Here is a 25037-nt window from a genome sequence, read left to right on the forward strand (position 1 = left end):
TTGTAGCCTGCCTCCCCGATGAGTCGCGATGAAGCAACCACCGAGACCAGCGACCGGCAGAAGGGCGCGGCGCCCCGCCTCGCGGCCTTGGACGGTCTGCGCCTGATCGCCGCTCTGGCGGTCGCGGTGTTCCACCTCAGCGTGTCGTGGCGCATCGACGGGTCGAGCCCGCCGTCTCAGTCCCTGCCGTACCTCTCCCACGCCGCCGTCTACGGCTTCCTCGGCGTCGAGCTGTTCTTCCTGATCAGCGGTTTCGTGATCTGCATGAGCAGTTGGCGGCGCAGTCTCGGCGACTTCTTCGTGTCCCGGGTGAGCCGGCTCTACCCGGCGTACTGGGTCTGCATCCTGGTCACGGCCGTGATCGTCACGATCGCGCCGGTGACCGATGGTGTCCCGGTGAGCGGATCCCCGGATCTGCGCGAGATCGCGGTCAACATGACCATGCTGCAGGAGCCCCTGGGCATCCCGGCGGTCGACACCGTCTACTGGACGCTCTTCGTCGAACTGCGGTTCTACCTGCTGTTCGCGGTGCTCGTGGCGTTCGGGCTGACGTACCGCCGCACGGTGATCTTCTGTGCCGCCTGGATGGCCGTCGCCGTGATCGGCCCGATGCTGGACAGCCGGATCGTCAACATCCTCGCCGTCCCGGAGTACGCGCCCTACTTCATCGCCGGGATCGCGATGTTCCTGATCCACAAGTTCGGCCGGTCACCACTGCTGCTGGCGATCGTCGCGTTCTCCTGGCTGATCAGCGTCGAACGGGTCGAGGACCGGGTGGCCGGCGTCGAGCCCGGTTTCGACGTGCCGACCTGGCCGGGCATCGTGATCGTCACCCTGTCGTACCTCCTCGTCCTGGTGATCGCCTTCGGCTGGACCGACCGGATCCGGTGGACCTGGCTCACCACCGCCGGCGCCCTGACCTACCCGTTCTACCTGCTCCACCAGCGCGTCGGGTACAGCCTGATCCGGCACACCCAGGAGCGCACCGCCCTGCCGGCGTGGGTGCTGGTCCTGGGCGCGATCACGGTCGTGCTCGGGCTGGCGTGGCTGGTGCACCGGCTGGCGGAGCGCCCGCTGACCCGGTGGCTGCGCACCGTTCTGCGCCGGTCGGTCGCCGACGTCCGCCAGATCTCCGCAGCGGAAGCCGCGTCCTTCTCCGGCCACGGTGAGATCCGGGAGCAGCGGCGGGCCGGGGCTGAGCCGGCCGTCGGCGTCATCGGCGTCGCCCTCGGGGCAGAGCCTGTTCCAGCAGGTCTCCCGCTGAGGCGGACACCGGACCGGCCCGGGACGCCGCCTCCGCGCTCGCCGGGAAGACCACCAGCGCAACCTCGGTCCGGACCACGATCTCCAGGCCGGTGACGGCACACCCGGTCATCCGGGCGCTGTTCGCCTCGACGTAGTGCCGTGCCACGGCACAGGCGGTCGCCTCGCCCTCGACGGCGTGCCGGCCGCCGGCCAGGGCGCCGAAGTCGGCGGCCGCCCCGGCCTGGTGCCGGGCCACCCGCGCCGCCCCGACGGTCGCCCCGGCCAGCCCCAGCGAGACCAGCACCAGCCCCACGCCGAGCACGAAGATCGACGCCGCGCCGCGGTCGTCCCACCGTCTCACGGCAGGCCCACCTCCTCGGGCTCGCGGGCCGCCACGGCGGTGGCCCGCACCTCGACGCCGGGCAGGTCGGCGCCGAACATCCGGACCGGCGCGGACACCTCGGCCGTGACGCTCTCCGCGGTCCCGCCCATCCGGACGGCCGCGCCCTCGGGAGCGATTCGAGACGCCACCGCGGTCGCCGCCGCACCGCGCGCTCCGGCCAGGGCCGCCTCGCGGGCCGCGTCCAGGCACTGCATCTTCGCGGTCACCGCGGTCACCGCCGTGAGGCCGAAGCCGAGCAGCAGCATGAGCGCCGGCAACCCGGCCGCGAGTTCGGCGGTGAACGAACCCCGGTCGCGGCCGGGCCGCCGGCGCCGTCTCACTTCAGCGCCCGGCCGATGACCGCGCTGAGTGCCGACTGCACGGACGCGCTCGTCATGACCTTGAGCAGGACACCGGCGAAGGCGACCGCGGCGAGCGTGCCGACGGCGTACTCGGCGGTGCTCATTCCGGCGTCCGCGGCATCCGCCTGGAGCCGCCGGTAATGGGCGATGAGTTGGGACAACAGGACCTCCTCCGGTTGTGATGCGGCGTCCGACACGCCGCATCGGGGGGTTTCAGAGCACGTCGGCGAGGATGGCGACCACGGTCGGCATCAGCCCGGCGAGCAGGAAGGCCGGCAGGAAGCACAGGCCGAGAGGCAGCACGATCAGCACACCGGCCCGCTGGGCGGCCGCCTCGGTCGCCACCGCCCGGTCGGCGCGCAGGTCGCCGGCGAGGCGTTCCAGCGCCCCGGACAGCGCGCCACCGCTGGCGCTGGACCGGACGGCCGCCGCGACCAGCCGCTCCGCATGGGTGACTCCGGTCAGGTGCGCCCACGCCTCGGCCGGCGCCGCGCCGAGCCGCAACGACCGGGCGGTGCGCTCCAGCCGGGCCCCGAGCGGTCCACCCAGCGCCTCGGCCACGGCGGCGACCGACCTGTCCACCGAGGTTCCGCCCTTGAGCGCGGCGGCCAGCAGATCAGCGCCGAGCGGCAGGTCGGCGAGCGCCTCCCGGCGCTCCCGGCGAACCTCGGCGGGTTCCCGGCCGCGCAGGAAGCGGTCCGCTCCGATCCCGGCCGCCAGCCCGGCAGGGACACCCCACGCGGTGCCGATGAAGCCGGCCACGGCCAGCCCGGCGAGCACCGGCAGCAGCAGCCGGGTCTGCCGGGCCTTCCTCGGTCGTGGGAGCCGGGGAGCGCTCGCGGGCGCCATCAGGGCCACCGCGGCCGCCACCGCGCACACCGCCACGACGGGCCCGCTCACCATGACGCCTCGGTCGCGACCGGCACGCTCCCCAGGACCGGTTCCGGCAGCAGCGCTTCGCAAGCCTTGACGGCCCCGTCAACGCCGACCAGAGCGGCCACACAGCACTCACGCAGCGGCACCCGGACCGGCCCACCCGCCCGCAGCAGCGCCGCCACCCCGCACACCGGGGTCACGGGGGTCACCGGCCCACCCCCTCGGTGAGCCGCTGCGCCCATTTCAGCCCGGCGCACTGCAGGAGGAGCGCGGCGACCACACACGCCGCGCCCCACGGCGTGTGCAGCAGCATCGCCAGCGGATCGGCGCCGATCAGGTAGCCCAGCGCGATCCCGCCCAACGGCAGGCCGGCCAGCAGGATCGCCGTGGTCTGCGCCCCGGCCGCCTGGGCGACGGCCGTCCGGGCCGAGCGGTCGGCCGCACGCGCGTCCGATTCGATCCGGTCGAGGAGGTCGGCCGCCGGCGCACCGGTGCGCTCGGCGAGACCCCACACCGCCCCCGTCAGCCGCCCGAGCCGCCCGGACCCGGTGCTCTCGGCGCGGCCGGCGGCGACCGCTGCCGGGATCCCCGCCCGCAGCTCCGCGACCAGCGATGCCAACTCGTCCAGGTACGCGGCCCGCCGCGCCTCGACCCGCTTGCGCCCGGCCCGCCGCCGCCACTCGTGGACGCCCAGGCCCGCGTAGACCGCGGCGACGGTTCCCGCGACCGGCCCGCCGGACAGCCCCGCCACCACGGCCGCCAGCCCGGAGACGGCCGGAACCAGCCGCCACCGCGGCTCGTCCAGGAACGCCCGGATCACCGGCCGCACCGCCGGCAGGAGGGCAGTCCTCGGCCGCCGCCGGAAGAGCCGCTCCCGGGCCGCGTCCCCCGGTCTGACGGCCAGCACCGCACCGGCGATCAGGAGTGTCACCAGCACCCAGCTCACGTGGGGCCTCCCTCGGACACCGGCGGGCACAGGACGGCGGGCACCGCCACCCCACGCTCCGTGAGCAGGCGGGCCAGCACGGCGGCGCCCGGGCCGAGGCCCCGATCGCGCCGCCACGCCGGGACGACCGTCGCCAGCCGCTGTTCCCCGGACGGGAGCAGGACGCTGACCGATTCCAGGAGGCGGCCCTCGGTCGTACGCCTGACCTGGAGAACCACCTGCAACGCCGCGACCGCCTGTGCGTGCAGCGCGGCCCGCGGCAGCCCGCCCAGCAGCCCGAGCGCCTCCAGCCGGGCCGGTACGTCGGCGGGCGCGTTGGCGTGCAGCGTCCCCGCGCCGCCCTCGTGCCCGGTGTTGAGCGCACCCAACAGGTCGACGATCTCCGCCCCTCGGCACTCCCCGACCACCAGCCGGTCGGGCCGCATCCGCAGCGCCTGCCGGACCAGGTCGCTGAGCCCGACCGCGCCCGCTCCCTCCACGTTGGAGGTGCGCGCCTGGAGCCCCACCACGTGCGGGTGCACCGGCCGCAGTTCCGCGGCGTCCTCCACCAGCACGATCCGCTCGGTCGGCGGCACCAGCCCGAGCAGGGTCGCGAGCAGCGTGGTCTTCCCGCTGCCGGTGCCACCGGTCACCAGGTAGGCGAGCCGTGCCGCCACCACCGCGGCCAGCACCGGCGCGGCCGCCGGGGCGACCGTCCCGTGTGCGACCAGGTCAGCGAGGGTGAACGGCCGCTGCCGGAAGGTACGCAGCGACAGATAGGGCCCGTCCGTCGCGACCGGCGGCAGCACCGCGTGCAGCCGGGTCCCGTCGGGGAGCCGCGCGTCGGCGTAGGGCTGACCGTCGTCGAGCCGCCGCCCGCAGGCCGCGACCAGCCGCTGAGCGAGCCGGCGTACCTCGCCGGCGTCCGAGAACCGGACCGCGGCACGTTCCAGCCCCGCTCCGCGGTCCACCCAGACCTGCAGATTGTTGACGAGCACGTCGGTGACGGACTGGTCGGCGAGCAGCGGGGCGAGCGGGCCCGCGCCGATCAGTTCGTCGCGCACCTGACCGGCGAGCCGCAGCACGGCCGTGTCCCCGAGGACCGCGTTGTCCTGCCGGACGGCGCTCACCACCGCGGCCGGCGTCGCTTCCATTCCGTCGTGGGCGAACCGTTTCCGCACCCGGTCGGCGACGGTCATGCCACGGCCGCCTTGGTGCCCGCGCCCATCAGTTCGTCGACCAGCCGCCGGCAGAGGACCGCGAGCGCGCCCTTGCCGTCGGCGGTGGGCGCCGTCCCCCGCTCGATCGCCTGGCAGACCGCCGGCTCCGGACGCAGGGTCCCGGCCAGCGGCAGTCCCAGCGCCCGCGCGACCTCCCGCGCCTTGAGCCGGCCCGGCGCCGGGCCCCGCACCACCACCGCCACGTCGTCGCAGTGTGCGGCGACGGTCGCCGCCGTGCGGGCCGCCGAGGCGGTGGCCCGCAGTTCGGCCGGCACCACGAGCAGAGTCCGGTCGGCCGCCTGAAGGGCCAGCACGGCGGCGTCGTCGAGTTGCCGCGGCAGGTCGGCGACGATCACGTCCCGTCCGCGGCGGGCCGCGTCCAAAGTGGCCGCCATCGCCTCGATCGGCACGCCCGGCAACTCGTCCCGATCGAAGGAGAGCAGCACCAGGTCACCGCGGTGCGGGAGGGCGCCCAGCAGGGCCGGCGGGTCCACCCGGCCGTCCGCCCCGGCGAGAGCCGGCCAGCGCAGCCCGCCGACCTGCTCCCAGCCGAGCACCAGATCGAGCCCACCGCCCAGCGGGTCGGCGTCGATCAGCAGGGTCCGGTACCCGGCGCGCACCGCGGTCGTGGCCAGCCCGGCGGCGAGGATGCTCGCTCCGGCGCCGCCGCGCCCGCCGATCACCGCGAGGGTCCGGCAGGCGGCCGGCGGGCCGGCCTGTTCCCCGGTGACGAACTGGTCGATCACCCATGGTTCGGCCTCGGGCAGGACGGCCACGTTGCCGGCGCCGAGCAGTTCGGCGACGTTGAAGGCCGCATCGACGGCGCCGGCGTGCCCGACCAGGACCAGCCGGTCCCGCCGGGGCAGCCGGGCCCGCAGGCAGGCTGTGGCCTGGTCGGCGCCGACCAGCACGAGTGGGGCGCCGGACCAGCGGGCCCGGGCTCCGGCCGGGTCGGGTGACACGTCGGCCTCGGCTCCGCCCGCCGCGGCGAGGCGCAGCAGGTCGTCGAGCAGGCCGGGGTCGGCGGTCACGATCAGGGGGCGGCGCGGGGCGGGCATCGCTGGCCTCCAGCGGGGACGGCGGGTTGGGGCGCTCACCGTCGCCGGGCCGGGCCGGGCACGACAACCGCCGATACCGCCGGGCTGTGGACAACCAGGAATGGTGGACGGCCCCCGCCCGGGGAGGTGATCTGCTAAGCCAGGAGGTGCGCCGGGCGCCGGGTTGGGTATCTTTGGTCGCTATGGAGAGCTCGATCCGCACGGCGCTCGCCGACGACGGCACCGTCACCGTCACCGTGGTGGGTGAGATCGACTACTCGAACTCCAGCGAGGTGGCGCGCGGTATGGACGACGCCGTCACCGCCTGGTCGCCGCCGGCCGTCGCGGTCGACCTGCGCGATGCCACCTTCATCGACTCCACCGGCCTCGGCGCGCTGATCGAGGGTTACCGGGCCGCCACCGCGCGGGGCATCGACTTCCGGGTGGTCAATCCGAGCGACACGTTCCGCCGGGTGCTGACCGTGACCGGTCTCTGCGGCCTCTTCGGCCTGATCGAGCCGGCCGGTCCCGCCCTGTTCGAGGGGGAGCCCAGCCAGGCCACCGGCGCCTGAAAAGGGAACGACCCCCGTCGGGGGAGACGGGGGCCGTCCTGGGATTCGGCTCCGGGGGGGTCGAGCCGAATCGCTCGGCAATCGCGGGGGGCGCGATCACCGAGGGCTTTTAGCTGAACCGATTTTCCGGTCTCAGATGTCACCAAGTGGAGCGGTGACAACACAGACCTCGTAGCAAACACAAGTTTGCCTCAGGATCAGGCCTCCCGTCGAGTACCGAATGTCGCATGCTCGTCACACTCCTGCCCGTCTGACCGGTTTCACCCTGCGTCACCATCGGGCACATCAGGTGAGCGGGACAACCGTGGCGTGCCGGGTGCGGCTACACTTTCGGCCCGTGGGCCTGAGCGCCGCGTTTTTCGACCTCGACAAGACCGTCATCGCCAAGTCCAGTGCGCTGGCCTTCGGACGGCCGTTCTACCGGGATGGCCTGATCAGCCGGCGCGATGTGGTCAAGACCGCCTATGCCCAGATGATGTTCCGGCTCGGCGGCGGCACCGACGAGCAATCGATGGCCCGCACCCGCGACTACATGGCCGCCCTCTGTAAGGGCTGGCGAGTGGAGCAGGTGCAGCAGATCGTGGCCGAGACCCTCAACGATCTCATCAACCCCTATGTCTACGCGGAGGCCGCGGCGCTGATCGCCGAGCACCAGGCGGCCGGCCGCGACGTGGTACTGGTCTCCGCCTCCGGCGACGAGATGGTCCGCCCGATCGGCGCGCTGCTCGGCATCACCGACATCATCGCCACCCGCATGGCGATCGTCGACGGCCGTTACAGCGGGGCGGTGGAGTTCTACTCCGCGGGCCCGGCCAAGGTCGTCGGGGTCCGCAAGCTGGCCGAGGAGCGCGGTTACGACCTCGCCGAGTGCTACGCCTACTCCGATTCCAGCAGTGACCTTCCGCTGCTCGAGTCGGTCGGTCACCCCAGCGTCGTCAACCCCGACCGGGCGTTGCGCCGGGTGGCGTTGCTCCGCTCCTGGCCGGTCCTCGAGTTCCGCCATCCCGTGCCTCTCGGCAGGCGCCTCCGCGACCGCCCGGCGGTGCCGGTCGCCGCGGCCCTCAGCGTCGGCGTGGGCGTCGCCATCGGCGTCGCCCTCTACGGACGTCACCGCCGCACCCGCGCCGCGGCCGCTTGAGACCTTTTCTTTCGTACGGCCGGCAAGAGCACCGTGAGCCACCACGCGGCGTGGGCGCCGCTCACGGCCGCTGAGCGCCTTTCGGGCGAGTCCGCTGGTCACCGGCATCGGTCTGAGTATTCCGCGTTCGGTCGCCATTTCCGGGGAAATCTGGCGATCATGCGCGGAGCGGCGTAGAAATGACTCGCGGGCCCGGAAATCTCGGGCACCGTGCACGGCCACCGGGAACCCACGCGCGATCAGCCACGGCAGGCACGTTGCGACGGGACCTCCGCCTCGCCGAGCTAGTCTCCCCGAGGCCCTGGACCGTCGACAACGACTCAGGTGCACGCTTGTTAACCCGGTCCGGACGCGCAAAGCCGGCGCCCCCGCGAGGGACGCCGGCTCTTCAATGTCCACCGGCCGTCCTACGTCTCGGCCGCGGCCCGGTGACGGTTGCGGATTTCGTGGTAGACGGCCCGGAACGCCTTCGGCCGTGCATGGAAGTCGACTCCCTGGGCCCACAGTTCGGTGTTCACCGTCGCGCCGTCGTGCCGCTCGATGAGCACGGTCATGTCGCGCTGCAGTTCCCATCGACCGAGCCGATGCGTGGCCTGGTGCAGGCGCACTCCGGCGATGTCGCGCCATCGCATGCGGCGTGACCGCAGCAAACCCCGGATCAGCACGCCGTCGCTGCTGACGTAGACCCCGTGCTCGAGTATTCGCCACGCGCCGATCACCCAGACCGCGGCGAGCACGCCGGCCACGGTCCGGACGCCGTGCCCGATGAGGTCGAACTGACGGATCGTCGCCCAGGTGAGCAGCGCCAGTGCGGCCGCTTCCCAGGCGATCACGATCCAGCGGCCGGTGCCCGGGGAGTATGGACGGACCCAGTGCGAACCCACGCGATGAAGTATGCCGCCGGTCAGGCCTCGGCGAGGACCCCATCACCGATGACGGTGATTTCCTCGGCGCCGGCGGTGATCGCCGCCGCGTAGTGCCGCAGCCACGATCGCACTCCGTCCTGGGTGCCGGTGGCGTAGGCGCCGGCTGATCCGACGTACTCCGGCTCCCGGGTGAGGTGGCCCCGTTCGACGGCGACCAGCCCGCGGGGGTCGAAGCCGCGCCCGATCAGGGTGAGGCGCGCGGCGGCGCGGGCGACGACGCCGGCCGGCCCGGCGAAGGGCCGCAGGGTGAGGAGTTCGGCGTGGACGATGGCGGCGAGCAGCATCGGCGGGGTGGTCTCGTTCCCGGCGACCAGTCCGGCGAGGGCGTCGATCCGTTCCGCGCCGCTGGCGAGCCGGCCGAGGTCGTGGTCGTGGACGACGCCGCGGGCCGCGAGCACGTGCAGTTTCGCGAGGACCTGGCGGGGCGCGCGGGGCCAGAGGTCGACCAGGCCGCCGAGTGACTCGGCGACCCGGAGGGCGCCCTGGACGACCGGATCGGTGACCGTGCCGCCGCGTACCTCCTCGAGGTCATAGGCGCTGCCTTCGAGGGCGGCGCTGGCGACGGCGGCGCGCAGGCTCGCTTCGGCGGCGACCTGGCCGCCGTGCCGGCGCAGGGCTCGGTGGCGGTGGGCGGCGTCGACGGACTCTCGGGCGCTCGCGAAGGCAGGTGCGACGTCGGCGAGGTCGAGCAACGGGGCTAGTGGATCCACGTGAACACGGTAGTGAACGCGGTGGCCGGCAAAACACGGGAAACACGGGGTGCACAAATGAGCGTGGAACTGGCAAGATTCGCGCAGTAGTGAGCACCAAATCGCCGGTCGGCGCGCGCACGGCACCATCGGGCGCGGGCTGCCTGGCAAACCTTCGCCGGAACCGCCGGCGCAACTAATGTGCAGACGAAGAGACCCCGGTCACGGCAGAGGAGCCGCCCTCATGAGCGAGACGTTGGAGAACCTGTCCTCGGAGACGCGGCAGTTCCCGCCGCCCGCCGACCTCGCGGCCAACGCGAACGTCAAGGCCGACGCCTACGAGGAGGCGGCGGGTGACCGGCTCGCCTTCTGGGCGAAGCAGGCCGAGCGGCTGGCCTGGACCAAGCCGTGGGACCAGGTGCTGGACTGGTCGAACCCGCCGTTCGCGAAATGGTTCGTCGGCGGCGAGCTGAACATCGCGTACAACTGCGTGGACCGGCACGTCGAGGCAGGACTCGGCGACAAGGTGGCGATCCACTGGGAGGGCGAGCCCGGTGACACCCGCACCGTCACCTACTCCGAGCTCCTGAAGCTGGTCAGCCAGGCGGCCAACACGCTCACCGAGCTCGGTGTGACCGCGGGCGACCGCGTGATGATCTACCTGCCGATGATCCCGGAAGCCGCGGTGGCGATGCTCGCCTGCGCCCGGATCGGGGCGACGCACAGCGTTGTGTTCGGCGGATTCTCGGTGGAGGCGCTGGCCACCCGGATCGAGGACGCCGCCGCCAAGGTGGTGATCACCGCGGACGGTGGGTACCGGCGGGGTAAGCCGTCGGCGCTCAAGCCGACCGTGGACGAGGCGGTGTCCCGGACCGATCGCATCGAGCACGTGCTGGTGGTCCGCCGGACCGGCCAGGACGTCGCCTGGACGGACAAGGACAAGTGGTGGCACGAGACGGTCGAGCAGGCCAGCCCGGAGCACAAGGCGCAGCCGTTCGACTCCGAGCACCCGCTCTTCATCCTCTACACCTCGGGCACCACCGGTAAGCCGAAGGGCATCCTGCACACCACCGGCGGTTACCTGACCCAGACGTCGTACACCCATCACGCGGTCTTCGACCTGAAGCCGGAGTCGGACGTCTACTGGTGCACCGCCGACATCGGCTGGGTGACCGGGCACTCCTACATCGTCTACGGCCCGCTCTCCAACGGCGCGACCCAGGTGATGTACGAGGGCACCCCGGACACCCCGGACCGCGGCCGGTTCTGGCAGATCGTCGACAAGTACAAGGTGTCGATCCTCTACACCGCGCCGACGCTGATCCGCACCATGATGAAGTGGGGCGACGACATCCCCGCCAAGTACGACCTGTCGTCGCTGCGCGTTCTCGGCAGCGTCGGTGAGCCGATCAACCCCGAGGCCTGGATCTGGTACCGGAAGAACGTCGGCCACGAGCGCACCCCGGTCGTGGACACCTGGTGGCAGACCGAGACCGGCGCGATCATGATCTCCCCGCTGCCCGGTGTGACCGCGGCGAAGCCGGGCTCGGCGATGACGGCGCTGCCGGGCATCAGCGCCGACGTGGTCGACGACCAGGCGCAGTCGGTGCCGAACGGAGGCGGCGGCTTCCTCGTGCTGCGGGAGCCGTGGCCGTCGATGCTGCGCACCATCTGGGGTGACGACCAGCGGTTCCTGGAGACGTACTGGTCGCGTTTCGGGGCCGGCTCGTCCGCCGGAGGCGACGAGTGGATCTACTTCGCCGGCGACGGCGCGAAGAAGGACTCCGACGGCGCCCTCTGGCTGCTCGGCCGGGTCGACGACGTCATGCTGGTCTCCGGGCACAACATCTCGACGACCGAGGTGGAGTCGGCCCTGGTGTCGCACCCGTCGGTGGCGGAGGCCGCGGTGGTCGGCGCGACCGACCCGACGACCGGGCAGGCGATCGTCGCGTTCACCATCCCGCGCGGCAATGTGGACACCGCCGGCGACGCGGGCGAGGCGCTGATCAAGGAGCTGCGCAACCACGTGGCCAAGACGCTCGGCCCGATCGCCAAGCCACGTCAGATCATGCTCGTCGCCGAGCTGCCGAAGACCCGTTCCGGAAAGATCATGCGGCGGCTGCTGCGTGACGTGGCGGAGAACCGGTCACTCGGTGACGTCACGACCCTTCAAGACTCCACTGTCATGGATCTCATCTCCTCGGGCCTGAAGACGGCCAAGCCAGAGGACTGACGACAATTAATAAAGGCTGGTGACACAGTTGTGTCATCAGCCTTTTGTCGTATTTGCCGGTCCCCATGTTATGACCGGGCCATATCGAATAACCGTTGGTCATCAATATGCTTCCCGCACCCCACGCATCGTTTGTTTTGCATACGTTCACCTGAGTCCCGGACACGGGACCGTTTCACGCCGGACGCCCGTACCCCCATGATCCGGCTGGCGAAAGCGGAGGTAAACGTAGTGCGCAAGGTGGTCGCAGGACTGCTCGGCGCCGCGGTCGTGACCAGCGTCGGCGCGTTGATGCCGACGATGGCCATGGCGGCGCCACCCTCGGACTCTGCCCCGGCCGCACCGGCCAGCGAGGCCGCTCATGTCGACGACCATGACATGCCGAACCCGCTCGAGGAGAAGCGTCGCGCGCTGCGCGAGGCTGCTGTCTCCGATGTGGTCAGCGGCAAGGCCACGGTCGAGACCAAGAATGGCAGCAAGGTCGTCAACCTGGGCAAGACCTACGGCAACGGAGGTTTCGGCCACCCGGGTAAGAACCAGTACGTCGAGCTCGCTCGGGAGAAGACCGACAAGATCTTCGTCATCCTGACCGAGTTCGGCAACGAGCGGCACCCGGACTTCCCGGACAAGGACACCACGGACGCGTTCGCCGGCCCCTCGACCTTCGAGGGCCCGCTGCACAACGCCATCCCGGCCCCGGACCGCAAGGTGGACAACTCCACCATCTGGCAGGCGGACTACTCGCCCGAGTACTACCGGAACCTGTACTTCGGCACTGGTAAGAACGTCGAGTCGGTCAAGACCTACTTCGAAGAGCAGTCGTCCGGCCGCTACAGCGTCGACGGCGCCGTCTCCGACTGGGTCAAGGTCAAGTACAACGAGGCGCGGTACGGGCGGTCGCACGACAACCCGACCGACGCCAACGGCGACGACCCGGCGGTCTGCGCCAGCAGCAACTGCAACAACGTCTGGGCCCTGGTCCAGGACGGCGTGAACCAGTGGTACGCGGACCAGAAGGCGGCCGGCAAGACCGAGGCCCAGATCAACGCCGCGCTCAAGGAGTACGACGTCTACGACCGTTACGACTTCGACGGTGACGGCGACTTCAACGAGTCCGACGGCTACCTGGACCACTTCCAGATCGTCCACTCCGGCGGCGACCAGGCCGACGGTGACCCGTACCAGGGCGAGGACGCCGTCTGGAGCCACCGCTGGTACGCATTCGCCACCAGCGCCGGCGCCACCGGCCCCGCCAACAACAAGCTCGGCGGCGCCCAGGTCGGCACCAGCGGCCTGTGGGTCGGCGACTACACGGTCCAGCCGGAGAACGGCGGTCTGAGCGTCTTCGTGCACGAGTACGCCCACGACCTCGGCCTCCCGGACGACTACGACACCAGTGGTCTCGGCGACAACAACACCGAGTACTGGTCGCTGATGGCGCAGAGCCGGCTCAGCGCGAAGAAGGACCAGGGCATCGGCACACGCCCCGGTGACCTGGGCGCGTGGAACAAGCTCCAGCTCGGCTGGCTGAACTACGAGTCGGTCAAGGCGGGCGCCAAGAAGGTCGTCAACCTCGGGCCCGAGGAGTACAACACCAAGAAGAAGCAGGCTGTGGTGGTGAACCTGCCGGACAAGGCGGTCACCACGGAGCTCGGCGCTCCGTTCGCGGGCACCAAGCAGTTCTTCTCGGGTAACGCCGACAACCTGAACAACGCCCTGACCAAGGCGATCGACCTGACCGGCAAGACCACCGCGGGTGTCTCGCTCAAGGGCCGGTACGCGATCGAGGCGGACTACGACTACCTCTACGCCGAGGCCTCCACCAACGGTGGCACGAGCTGGACGAAGCTCGACGGCACGGCCGCCGGCGCACCGTTCATCAAGGACGGCGCGGGCAACCCGGCGATCAGCGGCACGACCGGCGGCGCCTGGGTCGACATCAACGTCCCGCTGAACGCCTACGCGGGCCAGAAGGTCGACTTCCGCCTGCGCTACGTGACCGACGGCGGCGTCTCCGAGGGCGGCTTCTTCGGTGACGAGCTGACCGTGACCGCCGACGGCGCTGTCGTCAGCACCGAGGGCGCCGAGGGCACCTCGACGTGGACCCTGGGCGGATTCACGGTCGTGGGCGCCACCGTCACCCAGAACTACCCGCACTACTACATCGCGGGCCACCGCAGCTACACCTCGTACGACAAGTACCTGGAGACCGGCCCGTACAACTTCGGCTTCATGAACACCAAGCCGGACTGGGTGGAGCACTACAACTACCAGACCGGTCTGCTGGTCTCCTACTGGGACACCTCGCAGATCGACAACAACACCAACGTGCACCCGGGTGAGGGCCTCAACCTCTACGTCGACGCCCACCCGAAGCCGTTCCTGAACCCGGACGGTGTTCCGTGGCGCTCGCGGGTCCAGGTGTACGACGCGCCGTTCGGCCTCTACCCGACCGACGGCATGACGCTGCACCTCAACGGCGTGAAGTCGGTCATCAAGCCGCAGTGGGGCAAGCCGGTCTTCAACGACAAGGACAAGTACTTCTACGAGGAGCTGCCGAACCACGGCGTCAAGCTCCCCGCGGTCGGCGTCAAGATCGGCGTGCTGAGCCAGCTCGGCACCTCGATGACGGTGGCGGTCTACTGATCCACTGATCCACGCGGTTTCTCGACGGCGTCCGGGGTTCCTCCCGGGCGCCGTCTCCAGTTCGGGAACCGTTCGGCCCCGCGATTCGTCCCATCTCCGACGCCCTACGCGGGAAGGATGTGCTTCATGCGCATGCACCACACATTCCGGATCGGCCTGGCCATGGCGGCCGGAGCGGTCATCGCCGGTTGCGCGAACGGAGTGGAGTCACCCGCCGCGTCGTCCAGCGCCGCCCCCTCCGCTTCGGTCGCGCCCTCCCCGGCGCCGTCTCCCACCGGCGCCACCACAGCGCCGGCGGCCACGCCGTCGTCCAGCCCGGCGGATCCCGGCGGCGAGAAACCGCTGCCGACCATCACGCTGACCGAGAAGCCGCCCAAGGAGCCGACCGACCAGAAGCCGAACACCGGCTGGGTCGCCGGCATGGTCACTCGTGGAGGCAAGGGCCCGTGTTACGGCCTCGTCGCCGACGACGGCCAGAAGTACGCCCTCTACTCCACCACCGGTGTCGAACTCGCCCAGGGCGCCCGGGTGAAGGTGAAGCTGGAGACCACGATGCTGCGGATCTACTGCGGTCCCGGCGCCCTGATGGCGATGACCGAGGCGGAACTCATCAAATGATCACGGTGCGGCCCCATTTCGCCACTGCCCGGCGTCATGTGTGACACCGCCGCCTAGGCTGACGGCATGGCTGGAGAGGTGGACGAGTCGTGTGTGCTGACGGAAGGCCCGTGGCAGCACCGGTTCGTCGGCGCCAACGGCAGCCGCTTCCACGTCGCTGAGGTCGGCACCGGGCCACTCGTCCTGTTCCTGCACGGGTTCCCCGAGTTCTGGTGGGCCTGGCACGACATCATGACCCGTGTCGCGGACGCCGGCTTCCGCGCCGCCGCCATCGACCTGCGCGGTTACGGCGCGAGTGACAAACCTCCCCGGGGGTACGACGGCTACACGATGGCCGCCGACGTGACCGGTCTGATCCGCGCCCTCGGTGAGCGTTCGGCCACCGTGGTCGGTGCCGGAGCCGGTGGCATGGTCGGCTGGGCGGCGGCGTCGTTCCACCCGAAACTGGTCAACCGCCTGGTCGTGCTCGGCGCCGCGCATCCGCTGCGGCTGCGGGCGGCTCTCTTCGCCGACCCGCGCGGCCAGCTCACCGCCTCCCGGACGGTCGTGCGTTTCCAGGTTCCCCGTTTCGAGCACGTGCTGACCCGCGACGACGCCGCGCTGGTCGGTGAGCTGATGGCCCGGTGGAGCAGCCCACAGTGGGCGGCCACCGGAGAGTTCGCGGACTACTCGGCCCGCTGCCGCGAGGCGATGCGGATCCCGCAGGCGGCGTTCTGCGCGCTGGAGGCATACCGCTGGGTGGCTCGCAGCGCGCTGCGCCTGCAGGGTTACCGGTTCGTCAAGCTGATGCAGCGCCCGTCGAGCGTGCCGACGCTCCAGTTGCACGGTGCGCTGGACACCGCGGTTCTCCCGCGGACCGCGCAGGGTTCGGGACGCTATGTGACCGCGCCGTACGAGTGGCGCCTTCTTCCGGACGTCGGCCACTTCCTGCACCAGGAGGCCCCGGACGTGGTCACCGGTGAGATCCTGCGCTGGCTGAAGACCCCCTCCTGAGGTCGCTCTTACGGTCGCCTTAAGTGATCTTTAAAAGATCAATCAGGCCTCGGATCTGCCCTAATCTCACGGTCGGTTGCGGTGGAACCGCTCCCAGTTGTTACTGACCGTAGCCGACTGCGCCCGACTGGCGGCGGGCGCAGCATGGCTTGAGATCGGAAAGGTCCCATGCCTCAGAGACACACCCGGGAACTGGCCGTCCTCGGCGCCGCCGGCGTGCTCGCGGCCGCCACCGTTGCCTGGTTCGTCCTCCCCTCGAACGCCGCCACCAGTGCCACACCGATCGCCGGAGGCACCTACAGCCTCAGTGTCGCGAAGAGCGGCATGTGCCTCGACGTGACGGCCGGCAGTGCCGACAACAACGCCCTGCTCCAGCAGTGGGGCTGCACGGCCGGGACCGCCTGGCAGCAGTTCAAGCTCGTCGCGGCCGGATCGGCCGGGCAGTTCAACCTGGTCAACGCCAAGAGCGGCAAGTGCGTCGACGTGCCGGCCAAGAGCACCGCCGGCGGCGTCCAGCTGATCCAGTACACCTGCGGCAGCGCGGCCACGAACCAGCTCTTCACCTTCGTGGCCAGCGGCCCGGGGTATCAGATCAAGAACGTCAACTCGGGTCTCTGCCTCAGCGACAAGGACGCCGCAACGGCGGCCGGTGGCGCGATCATCCAGGAGACCTGCACCGCCAACACGAACAAGCAGTGGGTACTGGCCGCGACGAACCCGGGAACGACCACCGGGACCGGGCGGCAGATGGAAGACCTGGACCGGGGCGTGATCAGCGTCCGGACCGGCACCGGCAACCTGGTCAGCTGGCGGATGCTCGGCACCGACCCCACATCGGTGGCGTTCAACGTGTACCGCGGGTCGGCGAAGGTCAACTCCGCGCCGATCACCGGTTCCACGAACCACCTCGACACCGGGGCGGCGGCGTCCGCGTCGTACACCGTGAAAGCCGTCGTCAACGGCGTCGAGCAGACCGCCTCGCCGGCATCGCTGGCCCTCGCCAACGGCTACCTCGACGTGCCGCTGTCGGTGCCGGCCGGTGGCACCACTCCGGACGGTGTCGCCTACACCTACTCGGCGAACGACTCGTCGGTCGGTGACGTGGACGCCGACGGCGACTACGAGGTCATCGTCAAGTGGGACCCGTCCAACTCCAAGGACAACTCGCAGTCCGGATACACCGGCAACGTGTTCGTCGACGCGTACACCCTGCAGGGCGCCCGCCTGTGGCGCATCGATCTCGGCCGGAACATCCGGGCGGGCGCTCATTACACCCAATTCCAGGTGTACGACTACGACGGTGACGGCAAGGCCGAGATCGCGATGAAGACCGCGGACGGCACCGTCGACGGCACCGGCAAGGTCATCGGTTCCCCGACCGCCGACCACCGCAACGCGTCGGGCTACATCCTGTCCGGGCCCGAGCGCCTGACCATGTTCAGCGGCCAGACCGGCGCCGCGCTCTCCACCGTGGACTTCACCCCGGCACGGGGAGCGGTCAGCGGCTGGGGCGACAGCTACGGCAACCGCGTCGACCGATTCCTCGCCGGCACGGCGTACCTGGACGGCTCGCGCCCGTCGCTGATCGAGGCGCGCGGCTACTACACCCGATCGGTGATCACCGCCTGGGACTTCCGCGACGGCGCTCTCACCAAGCGCTGGACGTTCGACACCAGCACGTCCGGCAACAGCGCCTACGCCGGTCAGGGCAACCATCAGCTCTCCGTCGCCGACGTCGACTCGGACGGCAAGGACGAGATCGTCTACGGCTCGATGGCCCTGAACGACGACGGCACCAAGCTGTGGAACACCGGCAACGGCCACGGCGACGCCCTGCACGTCGGCGACTTCGACCGGAACAACACCGGCCTCGAGGTCTTCAAGGTCGACGAGGACTCCTCGAAGCCCAGTTCCTGGATGGCCGACGCGGCGACCGGCAAGATCCTATGGAAGACCGCCGCGAACGGCGACAACGGCCGCGGCGTGGCCGGCGACGTCTACGCCGGCAGCGGGGGCGCCGAGTCGTGGTCCGCCACCGAGACCGGCCTGTTCAACTCAGCCGGCACGGTCGTCGGCCGCGAGCCCACCGGCATCAACTTCCTCGTCTGGTGGGACGGCGACCCGGTCCGCGAACTTCTCGACGGCAACAAGATCAGCAAGTACGGCACCGGTTCCGACACACGCCTGCTGACCGCCGCCGAGGTGACTGCCAACAACACCACCAAGGCCAACCCGGCCCTCTCCGGCGACATCCTGGGTGACTGGCGTGAAGAGGTGATCTGGCGCAAAAGCGACAGTTCGGCCCTTCGCATCTACAGCTCGCCGATCCCGACCAGCACCCGCCTGACCACGCTGATGCACGACTCCCAGTACCGCGTGGCCGTCGCCTGGCAGAACACCGCGTACAACCAGCCGCCGCACCCGAGTTTCTTCCTCGGCGACGGCATGACCACCCCGGCCCAGCCCGCCATCCACGTCCGCTGACCCCGTCCCCGTCACACCCGTCCCCACCCTGATCGGCCGGCTCATCCCCGAACCACCCGCCGGCTCAGATCGCCGAGAGCCGGGGCCGGCCCCCACACCGGCCCCGGCACGGCGGGCCAGCTCATCGTCACGGCGTGACTGCCCCACAGCCGCCGCGAGCGATGACCGGTCCCCCGCGTCCGGACCGCACCCGGCGACCGTTCCCCCTTTCCTCCTCCTCGGTCGCCGGGCCCCGGAACGGACGAAAGGGCTCCCCGCTCATCAGCGGGGAGCCCTTTCGTGCGCTGTGGTGGCCGTCCGATCCTCGCGACGAGGTCAGCGGCCCGCGTCAGATGCGGTGTTCGTAGCGGTCGTGAACCTCGTGAGCCGGCGCCCAGCCCTGATAGACGCCGTAGTCGAATTCCTCCAGGCCGAGCTGGCGGGCGACCGGCGCACGACCACCCGTGTACTCCAGGCGCAGCCACGAGTCGGCCTCGGCGAGAACCGCGAAAGGCTCGCCGCGCCAGGTGCAGAGGGTGCGGACGTAGACCATGTCCTCGAACTCGTCGGGTTCGAGGACCCGGACATAGCGACCGGGCCTGATCTCCTGGAATCCTTCAGCGGGGCTGGTGGTGTAGATGCGGACCCGGTCGCCGTCGGGGGCGGCGTCGTACTCCCGGCCCTGCCAGGTGACCACGTATCCGTCGCGTATCACTGCTCCCCCACCCGGCGCCACTGCGGGCCGTCCGCGTCGAAGATCGCCATCATCCGCTCGTTGCCGTCCGCGTCGATGCTCCAGAGCTGCGCGCCGTGCGGCAGCCGGACGCTGTCCACCTTGAACTCCGCGATCACGTCGCGGCCCTCGCCGGGCGCGAAACCGTTGCCCCGGAACGGCGGGCGCTCGATCACCCAGCCGTCCATCGCACGGAGAGCCTGTTCGTTCTGCCCGCCGTAGGGGATCCGGTAGAGGCTGGGCCGGTATGCCGGCCAGCGCAGCACGAACGCCTCCTTGGCGTCCGGCTGGAACTCCGACGAGTCGTAGTAGAGCCCCAGGGCGCCGAAGAGGTCGCTGGGGGTGCGCAGGTGCTCGACCTCGGAGGCCCGGTGCACGAACCCGGCGATCCGGTCGTAACCGCGGTCGAGGTAGTAGTCGACCTGCTCCGCGGAGACCGTCTTCTGCATGACGGTGGCCTGCTGAGCCTCGTCGCTGGCGGGCTGCGGAGCGGGCACCGGGACGGTCTGCGGCTCGGCCGCGGGACTCTCGACGGGCTCAGCGCCCAGACCGGCCTCGGTGGCCCAGCTCGCCAGCGCGATGATCTGGGACCCCGGATATTTCGCGCCGACCGGCGTCCCCGGGTTCACCGCGAACGACCAGGTCGGGTCGGGCCAGTTGCGGATCAGGTCGTAGAACCGTGCCTGGACCGTCCGGGTCGGCTCGCCGAAGTGCTCGGTGAGCCGGTCCTTGCTGGTGAAGACGATCAGGAAGCGTTCGCCGTCCACCTCTTCGGGCAGGAAGGCGAAGCCGGACTCGCCGGGCGCGCTGCCCGGCCGGGAGTGGCTGGCGACCGGCACGAGAACTTTCGCCAGCAGCAGCGTGGACAGGAAGACGTCGTTGTTACCCGCGTCCGCGGCGTCCTGAAGATCCCGTTCAACATCGTTGGCGGCGACGAATTCCTCCGCGGCCGGGCCGCGAGACCCGGTGGCGGACCCGGAGACGCCGAGGTTGGACGCTCCAGCCGGGGTGTAGCCACCGCTCGCGACGGGCAATACCTGCGTCGCGAAGGCCGGACCGGAGAGGGACTGCGTGGCGTAGGCGGACGCCGGGCTGCCCTGCGGCGGAAGGCCGTAGGACGGCCCCGGAACGGGCGGCATGGGAGCGGCGGGCGGCATCGGAGCGGCGTAGGCCTCCGGCACGGCCGGAACCGCCGAGCCGGTGCCCGGCCCGGACGGATAGGGGGACGCCCCGGAACCCGGCCCGCCGACGCTGGGCGCACCCGGAATCACCGGTGGGAGCAGGTTGGTCCGCGTGGTCGCGGCCGGGGACTCGGTGGTCTCGGGCCGCGGGGCGATCGACGGCGCGGGCCCCGACGGACCGAACCGGTCGGAGGCCGGCGGCGGGGCCGGGCGGTCCCACGCGGGCGCGGTCTGCTCGGTGCCCGGGGCACGGCCCGCGCCGATCGCCTGGGCAGCGGCGGCCATCGAGGCCGGGCGCTCGGAGGGTGGGGTCACCTGGCGGCGCGGCAGGCCACCACCGGGCCCACCGAATGCGCCCTCGGCGGCGGGCGGCGCGGCCGGGTTGACCGGCTGCTGGACGGCGGGCGCCGGTGCGCCGAACCCCGGAGCGGACGCGGCGGACCCCGGAGGCGGGGTGGAAGGCCCGAATCCCGGAGTCGGCGTGGGCGACCCGAACTCGGGACCGGACGCGGGCGAGGCCGGGCGGATCGTGGGCGAAGCCGGCGGCGCGGAGGCGCTGCTCACGGCGCCGGCGTTGGCCGCGTTGGAGGCGCCCGGGACGAATCCGGACATGCTCGTCATCGGGCCGCCACCGGTCGACTGGCCCGGCTGCCGCCGGGGCAGCGCCCCGCTGGCGGGCGGCCCGGCGGGCGGCGCACTCGCCGGCGCCGGGCTCTGCTTCCCGGCCCAGTTCGGATCGACCTGGGCTTCCGCCGGGTCGTACGGCGCGACGTGCTCGGGCACCGGCGGCGTGTTCGCCATCGGGGTCCGCACGGGCAGCGGCGCCCGCAGGTCCTGGAGGGGGCCGCGGGGGTCCTCCTCCGGACGGAACGGCATGCCCGGTTTGTCCCAGCCGGGAGTGGCCATGCCGGAACCGGCTCCGGGACGTCCCGGAGCAGCGGAGGCGGGCACAGCGGACGCCGGCGCGAGCCCCGGAGGAACGGCGCCCGGAGCGGCGAAGCTCTGAGCCGGACCGGCGGGCGGAGCCGACGGAGACTGATAGGCGGCGGGCGCCGCCGGGGAGGCGGAGACGGGGGTCCGCACCGGCAGGCCGCTCGCGGAGGTTCCGCTCGGCGTCCGGATCGGCAGCCCACCCGGCCCGACCGGCGGCGTGGCGCCGACCGGCGGGATCGGGGCGACGGCCGGAGCCACCGGTGCCGGCATCGGCATCGGCGGAGCCGTGGGCGCCGGTGGTGGAGGCGGCACGGGAGCCGGTGAGGCGACCGGCATCGCCGGGGGCGCCGCTCCCGCCGGAACCGCGGGGGCCTGGTCGTAGGTCGGGCCACCCGCCGCCGTCCCGTCACCGGACCGGCTAGCCGCCAGCGCGGCCGCGCCCAGCTCCTGGATGCGCGAGCTGTGAGCGTCGCGGCCGGGGCCACGGGTGGGCAGCCGCAGATCGCCACGGGCGAGCTGGGCCACGAACCAGGCCGGCAGGTATCCCTCGATCGGCAGGCCGGGGTTCACGGCCAGCCACCACTCGAGGTTGGGCCAGGTGTTGGCGAGTTCCGAGTACGGCACCCGGCGCGCCGAGCCCGTGTAGTCGGCCAGGCAGGACTGCAGCGCCGCGTTCGAGGTGAACGCCAGCACGTGGGTGCGACCGCCGGTGCTCCACGTGCCCCAGCCCATCGGCGCGAGGCCGGCCAGCACGTCGGCGGAGACCGGCAACAGAAGGTCGACACCGGCGAGAATGCGGAAGTAGGACTCCTGGTCGTCGGTGCGCAACGCATCGCGCATCGCAGCCTCGGCGTCCGTAGCCGGTTCCCACTCGGACACGTCCACCTCTCCCCACGCGTGTCAACGAGCCAACTCAACGCGTATAACCTACAAGGTCAGGCCACAATCACAATGGGCGGCGGCATGCTGACTGTCGGGTGGCGCTGAACACGCGCCCGGGAGAGGTCCGCCGAGGCCCCGCGGGCATGCGCCAATCTCTCAGCGCACCCATTCAATCACTTATGGTAACCGCGGGAGTCGGCGTGGGCATTACGCGAACGGGCGACCCGATGAGCCTTTCGGCCCGGCGACGTGGGGTGGATGGCCGGCGACATGTTGCGCCGGCCTCACCACGTGCGGAGAAGTGTCACTGGAACCGGTTGGTCGCGGCACGCTCGGTGTCGTGGTAATCGGTCCGGGACTTGTCGAGCGCGCTCCTGATCTCCTGCAGGATGCTCTGCAGGTCGCGGGAGGCCGACTGCCAGCGCTGTTGGCGCTCGTCATAGGCCTCCTTGGCCGCGCCGGACCAGGTCTCCTTCAGCTCGTTGCCCTTGCGCTCGAGATCGGCAAGGTCGTTGGTGAGGCTGGCCAGCGCCCGGCCGATGTTGGCGCTGGCGTTCTCGAGCTCGCCGAAGTTGACGAGAAGCAGGCCGTCGTTCATGGGTTCCTCCGGTAGGTCAGAGCGGCAGGGTGAACTGGCCGCCGGTCTGGCGGACGTAGGACGCAGCCGCGCTGTCGGTCGACTCGTAGCTGGCGCCGGAGGTACGAATCGCCTCGGCGGTCTCCGCGAGCGCGTCGTTGAGCCGCTTGAGGTCGTTCGCGTACTCGTTCTTGACGTGCTCGAACGCCAGCGCGCCCTGGCCTTTCCAAGCCCCGCTCAGCACGGACAGCTGGCCCATCAGCCGGGTCAGCATGTCCTGGAGCGAGCTGTTCACCTCGTCGAAGTCCTTGGCCGTCTGTGCCATCTTGTTTGACTCGCTCTGAGTCAGCGCCATATGGACGTCACCCCTCTCGCAATTCGATCCGATGTGGACCGCAGGTCGCATCGACGTGGGCCACTAGGCTAGCCGCTTGCGATCAGGCTTGCCGCCCGCCGCGAAACAACATCGACGACGTTAGCCGCCCACCGCGAGGCGCGTCTGCCCCGGTCCGCCAACCTGTGGATAACCGCCCGGTGGGGCGATCGATCTGTGGATAACTGTCCTACGATGAGCCGCGCATGACCGTGAATGGATACCGGACGACGGAGAGGGGCGGTTCGTGAGCACCGAGGTCGCGGTCCCCATGACCGAGTCCCTGATCCGCCGGCGCCGCGGTGGCCGGCTGCTCGGAGCCCAGCCCGAGCAGATCGTCGCCACCCAGGTCGCGGCGGCGCTGGTGATGGCCGGCCTCGCGCTAGGCGGGGTGGCGATGGTGCCGGCCGTGGCCGCCGCCGCCGGTCTGCTGGCGCTGACCTGGCTGCGCCTGCGCGGCCGCTGGGCGTTCCAGTGGCTCGGTGTCCTGTTCCGCTATGCCGGCCGGCGACGGGCGGCACGGATCGACAGCACGACCGCTCTGCTGTCCTTCGCCGCCCCACGGGTCCGCCTGACGACGCTGGACCTTCCCGGCGGTCCGGCGGCCGCCCTCGCCGACGACTCCGGGCTCACCGTCCTGGTGGAGCTGGGAGACCCGGCCGACGAGACCTCCCGGGTCCCGTCGTTCGCGACCCTCCTGCACGCCACCGGCCGCGACCAGGCCGTCGGCGACCAGCCTCAGGTCCGCGCCCAGCTGGTGCTGAGCGCCGTCTCCGCCCCGACCACCCGGCCCGGAACGGACCGGGCCCAGAGCTCGTACCGCACCCTCGCCGAGGGCAGCTCCCTCGGGCACCTGCGCGCGGTCCTGGCGCTGCGGGTCTCACGCACCGGCGGCTGGTCCGACGACGAGCTGCGCCGCAGCCTCGCCGGCCTGACCCGGCGGCTGACCCGCCGCCTCGGCCCGGCACAGGCCCGCCCGCTGGGCGAGGTCGCCGCGCTCCGCGCGATCACCGACCTGGCCGGCGCCGAGTCGGCCGGCGGCGGCGACAACGCCCAGGAAACGTGGTCCGGGCTGCGGCTGGGCGGCCTGGTCCAGGCGACGTTCCGGTGCCTGCCCAGCTCGGGCACCGATCTCTCGGGCAACCTGGTGACCCGCATCCTGCATCTGCCCGCGGCCTCCACCACGGTGGCGCTGACGGCGACCGGTCTCTTCGTCCGCCTCGCCGCCCCCGACGCCACCGCCCTGGAGACCGCGCTCCGGGCTCTGCGCGCCCTGCTGGCGGCCGACCGGGTCCGGCTCCGCCGGTGGGACGGCGCGCACCTGCCGGGGCTCGCGGCGACGCTGCCGCTCGGCGGCCAGCCTGTGGACGGGCGGCCCATCGGCGCCCCGGAACTGGCGATCAGCCCGGCCGGCCTGATGGTCGGCCGCAACCAGAGCGGTGGGCCGGTCCTGCTCCGCCTGTTCCGGCCGGAGCCGACCCGCGCGCTGCTCGTGGGTGGGCTGCCGGGCGCCCAGTTGCTGGCGTTCCGGGCGATGGCCGTCGGAGCCCGGGTCCTGGTTCGCACCACCCGGCCGCACGCGTGGGAGCCGTTCGTGCGGGGCGCGGCCGTCCCCGGCGACTCGATCACGATCCTGCCTCCCGGGCGCCCGTTCGACGCTCCGGCCGGGTCGGTGCGGCATCCGACCCTGACCGTCCTCGACACCGGCTCGGCCCCGGCCGGTCCCGAGCCGGCCCGGGACGCGGGCTGGCAGACCACTCTCGTGGTGCGTGACGAGTTCGGCGCCTCCGACGTGCCGCACGCCACCGAGGCCGACGTGGTGGTGCTGCAACGGCTGACGCCGGCCGAGGCCACCCTGCTCGGCGGCACGCTGGGCCTGGGCGACACCGCGCCGTACTTCCCGCGGATGCGTACCGACATGGTCGCGGTGATCAACCGGCGGGCGGTCCGGTGGGCGGCGCTCTCCCAGACCCCGATCGAGCAGAGCCTGATCGGCGAGCCGGTGCGGGGACGTTCCTTAACTCCGGCATAGA

General features: G+C 71.6%; 22 protein-coding genes and 1 pseudogene. 9 read left to right on the forward strand and 14 right to left on the reverse strand.

Annotation, left to right across the window (positions count from 1 at the left end):
- Positions 1-18 precede the first annotated feature (18 nt).
- A pseudogene (locus QLQ12_RS18430) lies at positions 19-1044 on the forward strand (acyltransferase family protein); the annotation flags it as partial.
- A 169-nt stretch (positions 1045-1213) separates the two neighbouring features.
- Here the strand turns inward: QLQ12_RS18430 and QLQ12_RS18435 are convergent.
- From QLQ12_RS18435 to ssd, 8 genes are all read right to left on the reverse strand, one after another.
- The gene (locus tag QLQ12_RS18435; protein ID WP_407651498.1) at positions 1214-1606 is read right to left on the reverse strand and encodes an Rv3654c family TadE-like protein; all 393 of its coding nucleotides are present in this window, start codon (positions 1604-1606) and stop codon (positions 1214-1216) included.
- Positions 1603-1968 carry a TadE family type IV pilus minor pilin gene (locus QLQ12_RS18440; protein ID WP_282761422.1) on the reverse strand — a complete coding sequence of 122 codons (366 nt, stop codon included), beginning with the start codon at positions 1966-1968 and terminating at the stop codon, positions 1603-1605. Before QLQ12_RS18440 ends, QLQ12_RS18435 begins: the two co-directional genes overlap by 4 nt.
- Positions 1965-2093: a DUF4244 domain-containing protein gene (locus QLQ12_RS18445; protein ID WP_282761540.1), complete on the reverse strand. Its 129-nt coding sequence runs from the start codon at positions 2091-2093 to the stop codon at positions 1965-1967. Before QLQ12_RS18445 ends, QLQ12_RS18440 begins: the two co-directional genes overlap by 4 nt.
- 109 nt (positions 2094-2202) lie before the next feature.
- Entirely contained in the window at positions 2203-2838 is a 636-nt protein-coding gene (locus tag QLQ12_RS18450; RefSeq protein ID WP_407651507.1) for a type II secretion system F family protein, read from the reverse strand.
- 47 nt (positions 2839-2885) lie between these two features.
- On the reverse strand, positions 2886-3074 hold the full coding sequence (locus QLQ12_RS18455; RefSeq protein ID WP_282761423.1) for a hypothetical protein: 189 nt from the start codon (positions 3072-3074) through the stop codon (positions 2886-2888).
- Positions 3071-3811: a type II secretion system F family protein gene (locus tag QLQ12_RS18460; protein ID WP_282761424.1), complete on the reverse strand. Its 741-nt coding sequence runs from the start codon at positions 3809-3811 to the stop codon at positions 3071-3073. Before QLQ12_RS18460 ends, QLQ12_RS18455 begins: the two co-directional genes overlap by 4 nt.
- The gene (locus tag QLQ12_RS18465; RefSeq protein ID WP_282761425.1) at positions 3808-4989 is read right to left on the reverse strand and encodes a TadA family conjugal transfer-associated ATPase; all 1182 of its coding nucleotides are present in this window, start codon (positions 4987-4989) and stop codon (positions 3808-3810) included. Before QLQ12_RS18465 ends, QLQ12_RS18460 begins: the two co-directional genes overlap by 4 nt.
- Positions 4986-6041: a septum site-determining protein Ssd gene (gene ssd / locus QLQ12_RS18470; protein WP_282761542.1), complete on the reverse strand. Its 1056-nt coding sequence runs from the start codon at positions 6039-6041 to the stop codon at positions 4986-4988. The genes QLQ12_RS18465 and ssd overlap by 4 nt, the downstream gene beginning before the upstream one ends.
- Before the next feature lie 209 nt (positions 6042-6250).
- Here ssd and QLQ12_RS18475 point away from each other — a divergent pair, with 209 nt between their 5' ends.
- Together QLQ12_RS18475 and QLQ12_RS18480 are read left to right on the forward strand one after the other, a co-directional pair.
- Positions 6251-6619, forward strand: coding sequence for an STAS domain-containing protein (locus tag QLQ12_RS18475; protein ID WP_282761426.1), 369 nt, complete (start codon positions 6251-6253; stop codon positions 6617-6619).
- A gap of 337 nt (positions 6620-6956) precedes the next feature.
- Positions 6957-7757, forward strand: a complete 801-nt coding sequence (locus QLQ12_RS18480) for an HAD family hydrolase (RefSeq protein ID WP_282761427.1) — start codon at positions 6957-6959, stop codon at positions 7755-7757.
- A gap of 407 nt (positions 7758-8164) precedes the next feature.
- Here QLQ12_RS18480 and QLQ12_RS18485 read toward each other — a convergent pair whose 3' ends face one another.
- Positions 8165-8641, reverse strand: a complete 477-nt coding sequence (locus QLQ12_RS18485) for a PH domain-containing protein (RefSeq protein WP_282761428.1) — start codon at positions 8639-8641, stop codon at positions 8165-8167.
- Positions 8642-8661: 20 nt separating this feature from the next.
- Positions 8662-9393, reverse strand: a complete 732-nt coding sequence (locus tag QLQ12_RS18490; protein ID WP_282761429.1) for a Fic family protein — start codon at positions 9391-9393, stop codon at positions 8662-8664.
- Positions 9394-9616: 223 nt separating this feature from the next.
- Here QLQ12_RS18490 and acs point away from each other — a divergent pair, with 223 nt between their 5' ends.
- The 5 genes from acs (at position 9617) to QLQ12_RS18515 (ending at position 18346) form a co-directional block, all read left to right on the forward strand.
- Positions 9617-11605, forward strand: a complete 1989-nt coding sequence (acs, locus tag QLQ12_RS18495) for an acetate--CoA ligase (protein ID WP_282761430.1) — start codon at positions 9617-9619, stop codon at positions 11603-11605.
- A 198-nt stretch (positions 11606-11803) separates the two neighbouring features.
- Entirely contained in the window at positions 11804-14251 is a 2448-nt protein-coding gene (locus tag QLQ12_RS18500; RefSeq protein WP_407651499.1) for an immune inhibitor A domain-containing protein, read from the forward strand.
- A 126-nt stretch (positions 14252-14377) separates the two neighbouring features.
- Complete coding sequence (locus tag QLQ12_RS18505) at positions 14378-14869, forward strand: hypothetical protein (RefSeq protein ID WP_282761431.1); 492 nt, start codon at positions 14378-14380, stop codon at positions 14867-14869.
- Positions 14870-14935: 66 nt separating this feature from the next.
- Entirely contained in the window at positions 14936-15862 is a 927-nt protein-coding gene (locus QLQ12_RS18510) for an alpha/beta fold hydrolase (protein ID WP_282761432.1), read from the forward strand.
- 168 nt (positions 15863-16030) lie between these two features.
- Positions 16031-18346 carry a rhamnogalacturonan lyase family protein gene (locus tag QLQ12_RS18515; RefSeq protein ID WP_282761433.1) on the forward strand — a complete coding sequence of 772 codons (2316 nt, stop codon included), beginning with the start codon at positions 16031-16033 and terminating at the stop codon, positions 18344-18346.
- A 328-nt stretch (positions 18347-18674) separates the two neighbouring features.
- Here QLQ12_RS18515 and QLQ12_RS18520 read toward each other — a convergent pair whose 3' ends face one another.
- The 4 genes from QLQ12_RS18520 to QLQ12_RS18535 form a co-directional block, all read right to left on the reverse strand.
- On the reverse strand, positions 18675-19040 hold the full coding sequence (locus QLQ12_RS18520) for a hypothetical protein (RefSeq protein ID WP_282761434.1): 366 nt from the start codon (positions 19038-19040) through the stop codon (positions 18675-18677).
- Positions 19037-22051 carry an SseB family protein gene (locus tag QLQ12_RS18525; RefSeq protein ID WP_407651500.1) on the reverse strand — a complete coding sequence of 1005 codons (3015 nt, stop codon included), beginning with the start codon at positions 22049-22051 and terminating at the stop codon, positions 19037-19039. Before QLQ12_RS18525 ends, QLQ12_RS18520 begins: the two co-directional genes overlap by 4 nt.
- 307 nt (positions 22052-22358) lie before the next feature.
- Positions 22359-22652, reverse strand: a complete 294-nt coding sequence (locus QLQ12_RS18530; RefSeq protein ID WP_282761435.1) for a WXG100 family type VII secretion target — start codon at positions 22650-22652, stop codon at positions 22359-22361.
- A 16-nt stretch (positions 22653-22668) separates the two neighbouring features.
- Positions 22669-22986: a WXG100 family type VII secretion target gene (locus tag QLQ12_RS18535; protein ID WP_282761436.1), complete on the reverse strand. Its 318-nt coding sequence runs from the start codon at positions 22984-22986 to the stop codon at positions 22669-22671.
- A 265-nt stretch (positions 22987-23251) separates the two neighbouring features.
- Here QLQ12_RS18535 and QLQ12_RS18540 point away from each other — a divergent pair, with 265 nt between their 5' ends.
- Positions 23252-25036, forward strand: coding sequence for a type VII secretion protein EccE (locus QLQ12_RS18540; protein WP_282761437.1), 1785 nt, complete (start codon positions 23252-23254; stop codon positions 25034-25036).
- Position 25037 lies beyond the last annotated feature (1 nt).

The sequence above is a fragment of the Actinoplanes sandaracinus genome (assembly GCF_030009775.1).
GTDB lineage: Bacteria > Actinomycetota > Actinomycetes > Mycobacteriales > Micromonosporaceae > Actinoplanes > Actinoplanes sandaracinus.

Coding starts and splice junctions, on each gene's coding strand:
- QLQ12_RS18445 (WP_282761540.1), bottom strand. CDS start 2,093: ATGAGCACCGCCGAGTACGCCGTCGGCACGCTCGCCGCGGTCGCCTTC.
- QLQ12_RS18450 (WP_407651507.1), bottom strand. CDS start 2,838: ATGGCGCCCGCGAGCGCTCCCCGGCTCCCACGACCGAGGAAGGCCCGG.
- QLQ12_RS18465 (WP_282761425.1), bottom strand. CDS start 4,989: ATGACCGTCGCCGACCGGGTGCGGAAACGGTTCGCCCACGACGGAATG.
- QLQ12_RS18475 (WP_282761426.1), top strand. CDS start 6,251: ATGGAGAGCTCGATCCGCACGGCGCTCGCCGACGACGGCACCGTCACC.
- acs (WP_282761430.1), top strand. CDS start 9,617: ATGAGCGAGACGTTGGAGAACCTGTCCTCGGAGACGCGGCAGTTCCCG.
- QLQ12_RS18500 (WP_407651499.1), top strand. CDS start 11,804: ATGATCCGGCTGGCGAAAGCGGAGGTAAACGTAGTGCGCAAGGTGGTC.
- QLQ12_RS18505 (WP_282761431.1), top strand. CDS start 14,378: ATGCGCATGCACCACACATTCCGGATCGGCCTGGCCATGGCGGCCGGA.
- QLQ12_RS18510 (WP_282761432.1), top strand. CDS start 14,936: ATGGCTGGAGAGGTGGACGAGTCGTGTGTGCTGACGGAAGGCCCGTGG.
- QLQ12_RS18515 (WP_282761433.1), top strand. CDS start 16,031: ATGCCTCAGAGACACACCCGGGAACTGGCCGTCCTCGGCGCCGCCGGC.
- QLQ12_RS18530 (WP_282761435.1), bottom strand. CDS start 22,652: ATGAACGACGGCCTGCTTCTCGTCAACTTCGGCGAGCTCGAGAACGCC.
- QLQ12_RS18535 (WP_282761436.1), bottom strand. CDS start 22,986: ATGGCGCTGACTCAGAGCGAGTCAAACAAGATGGCACAGACGGCCAAG.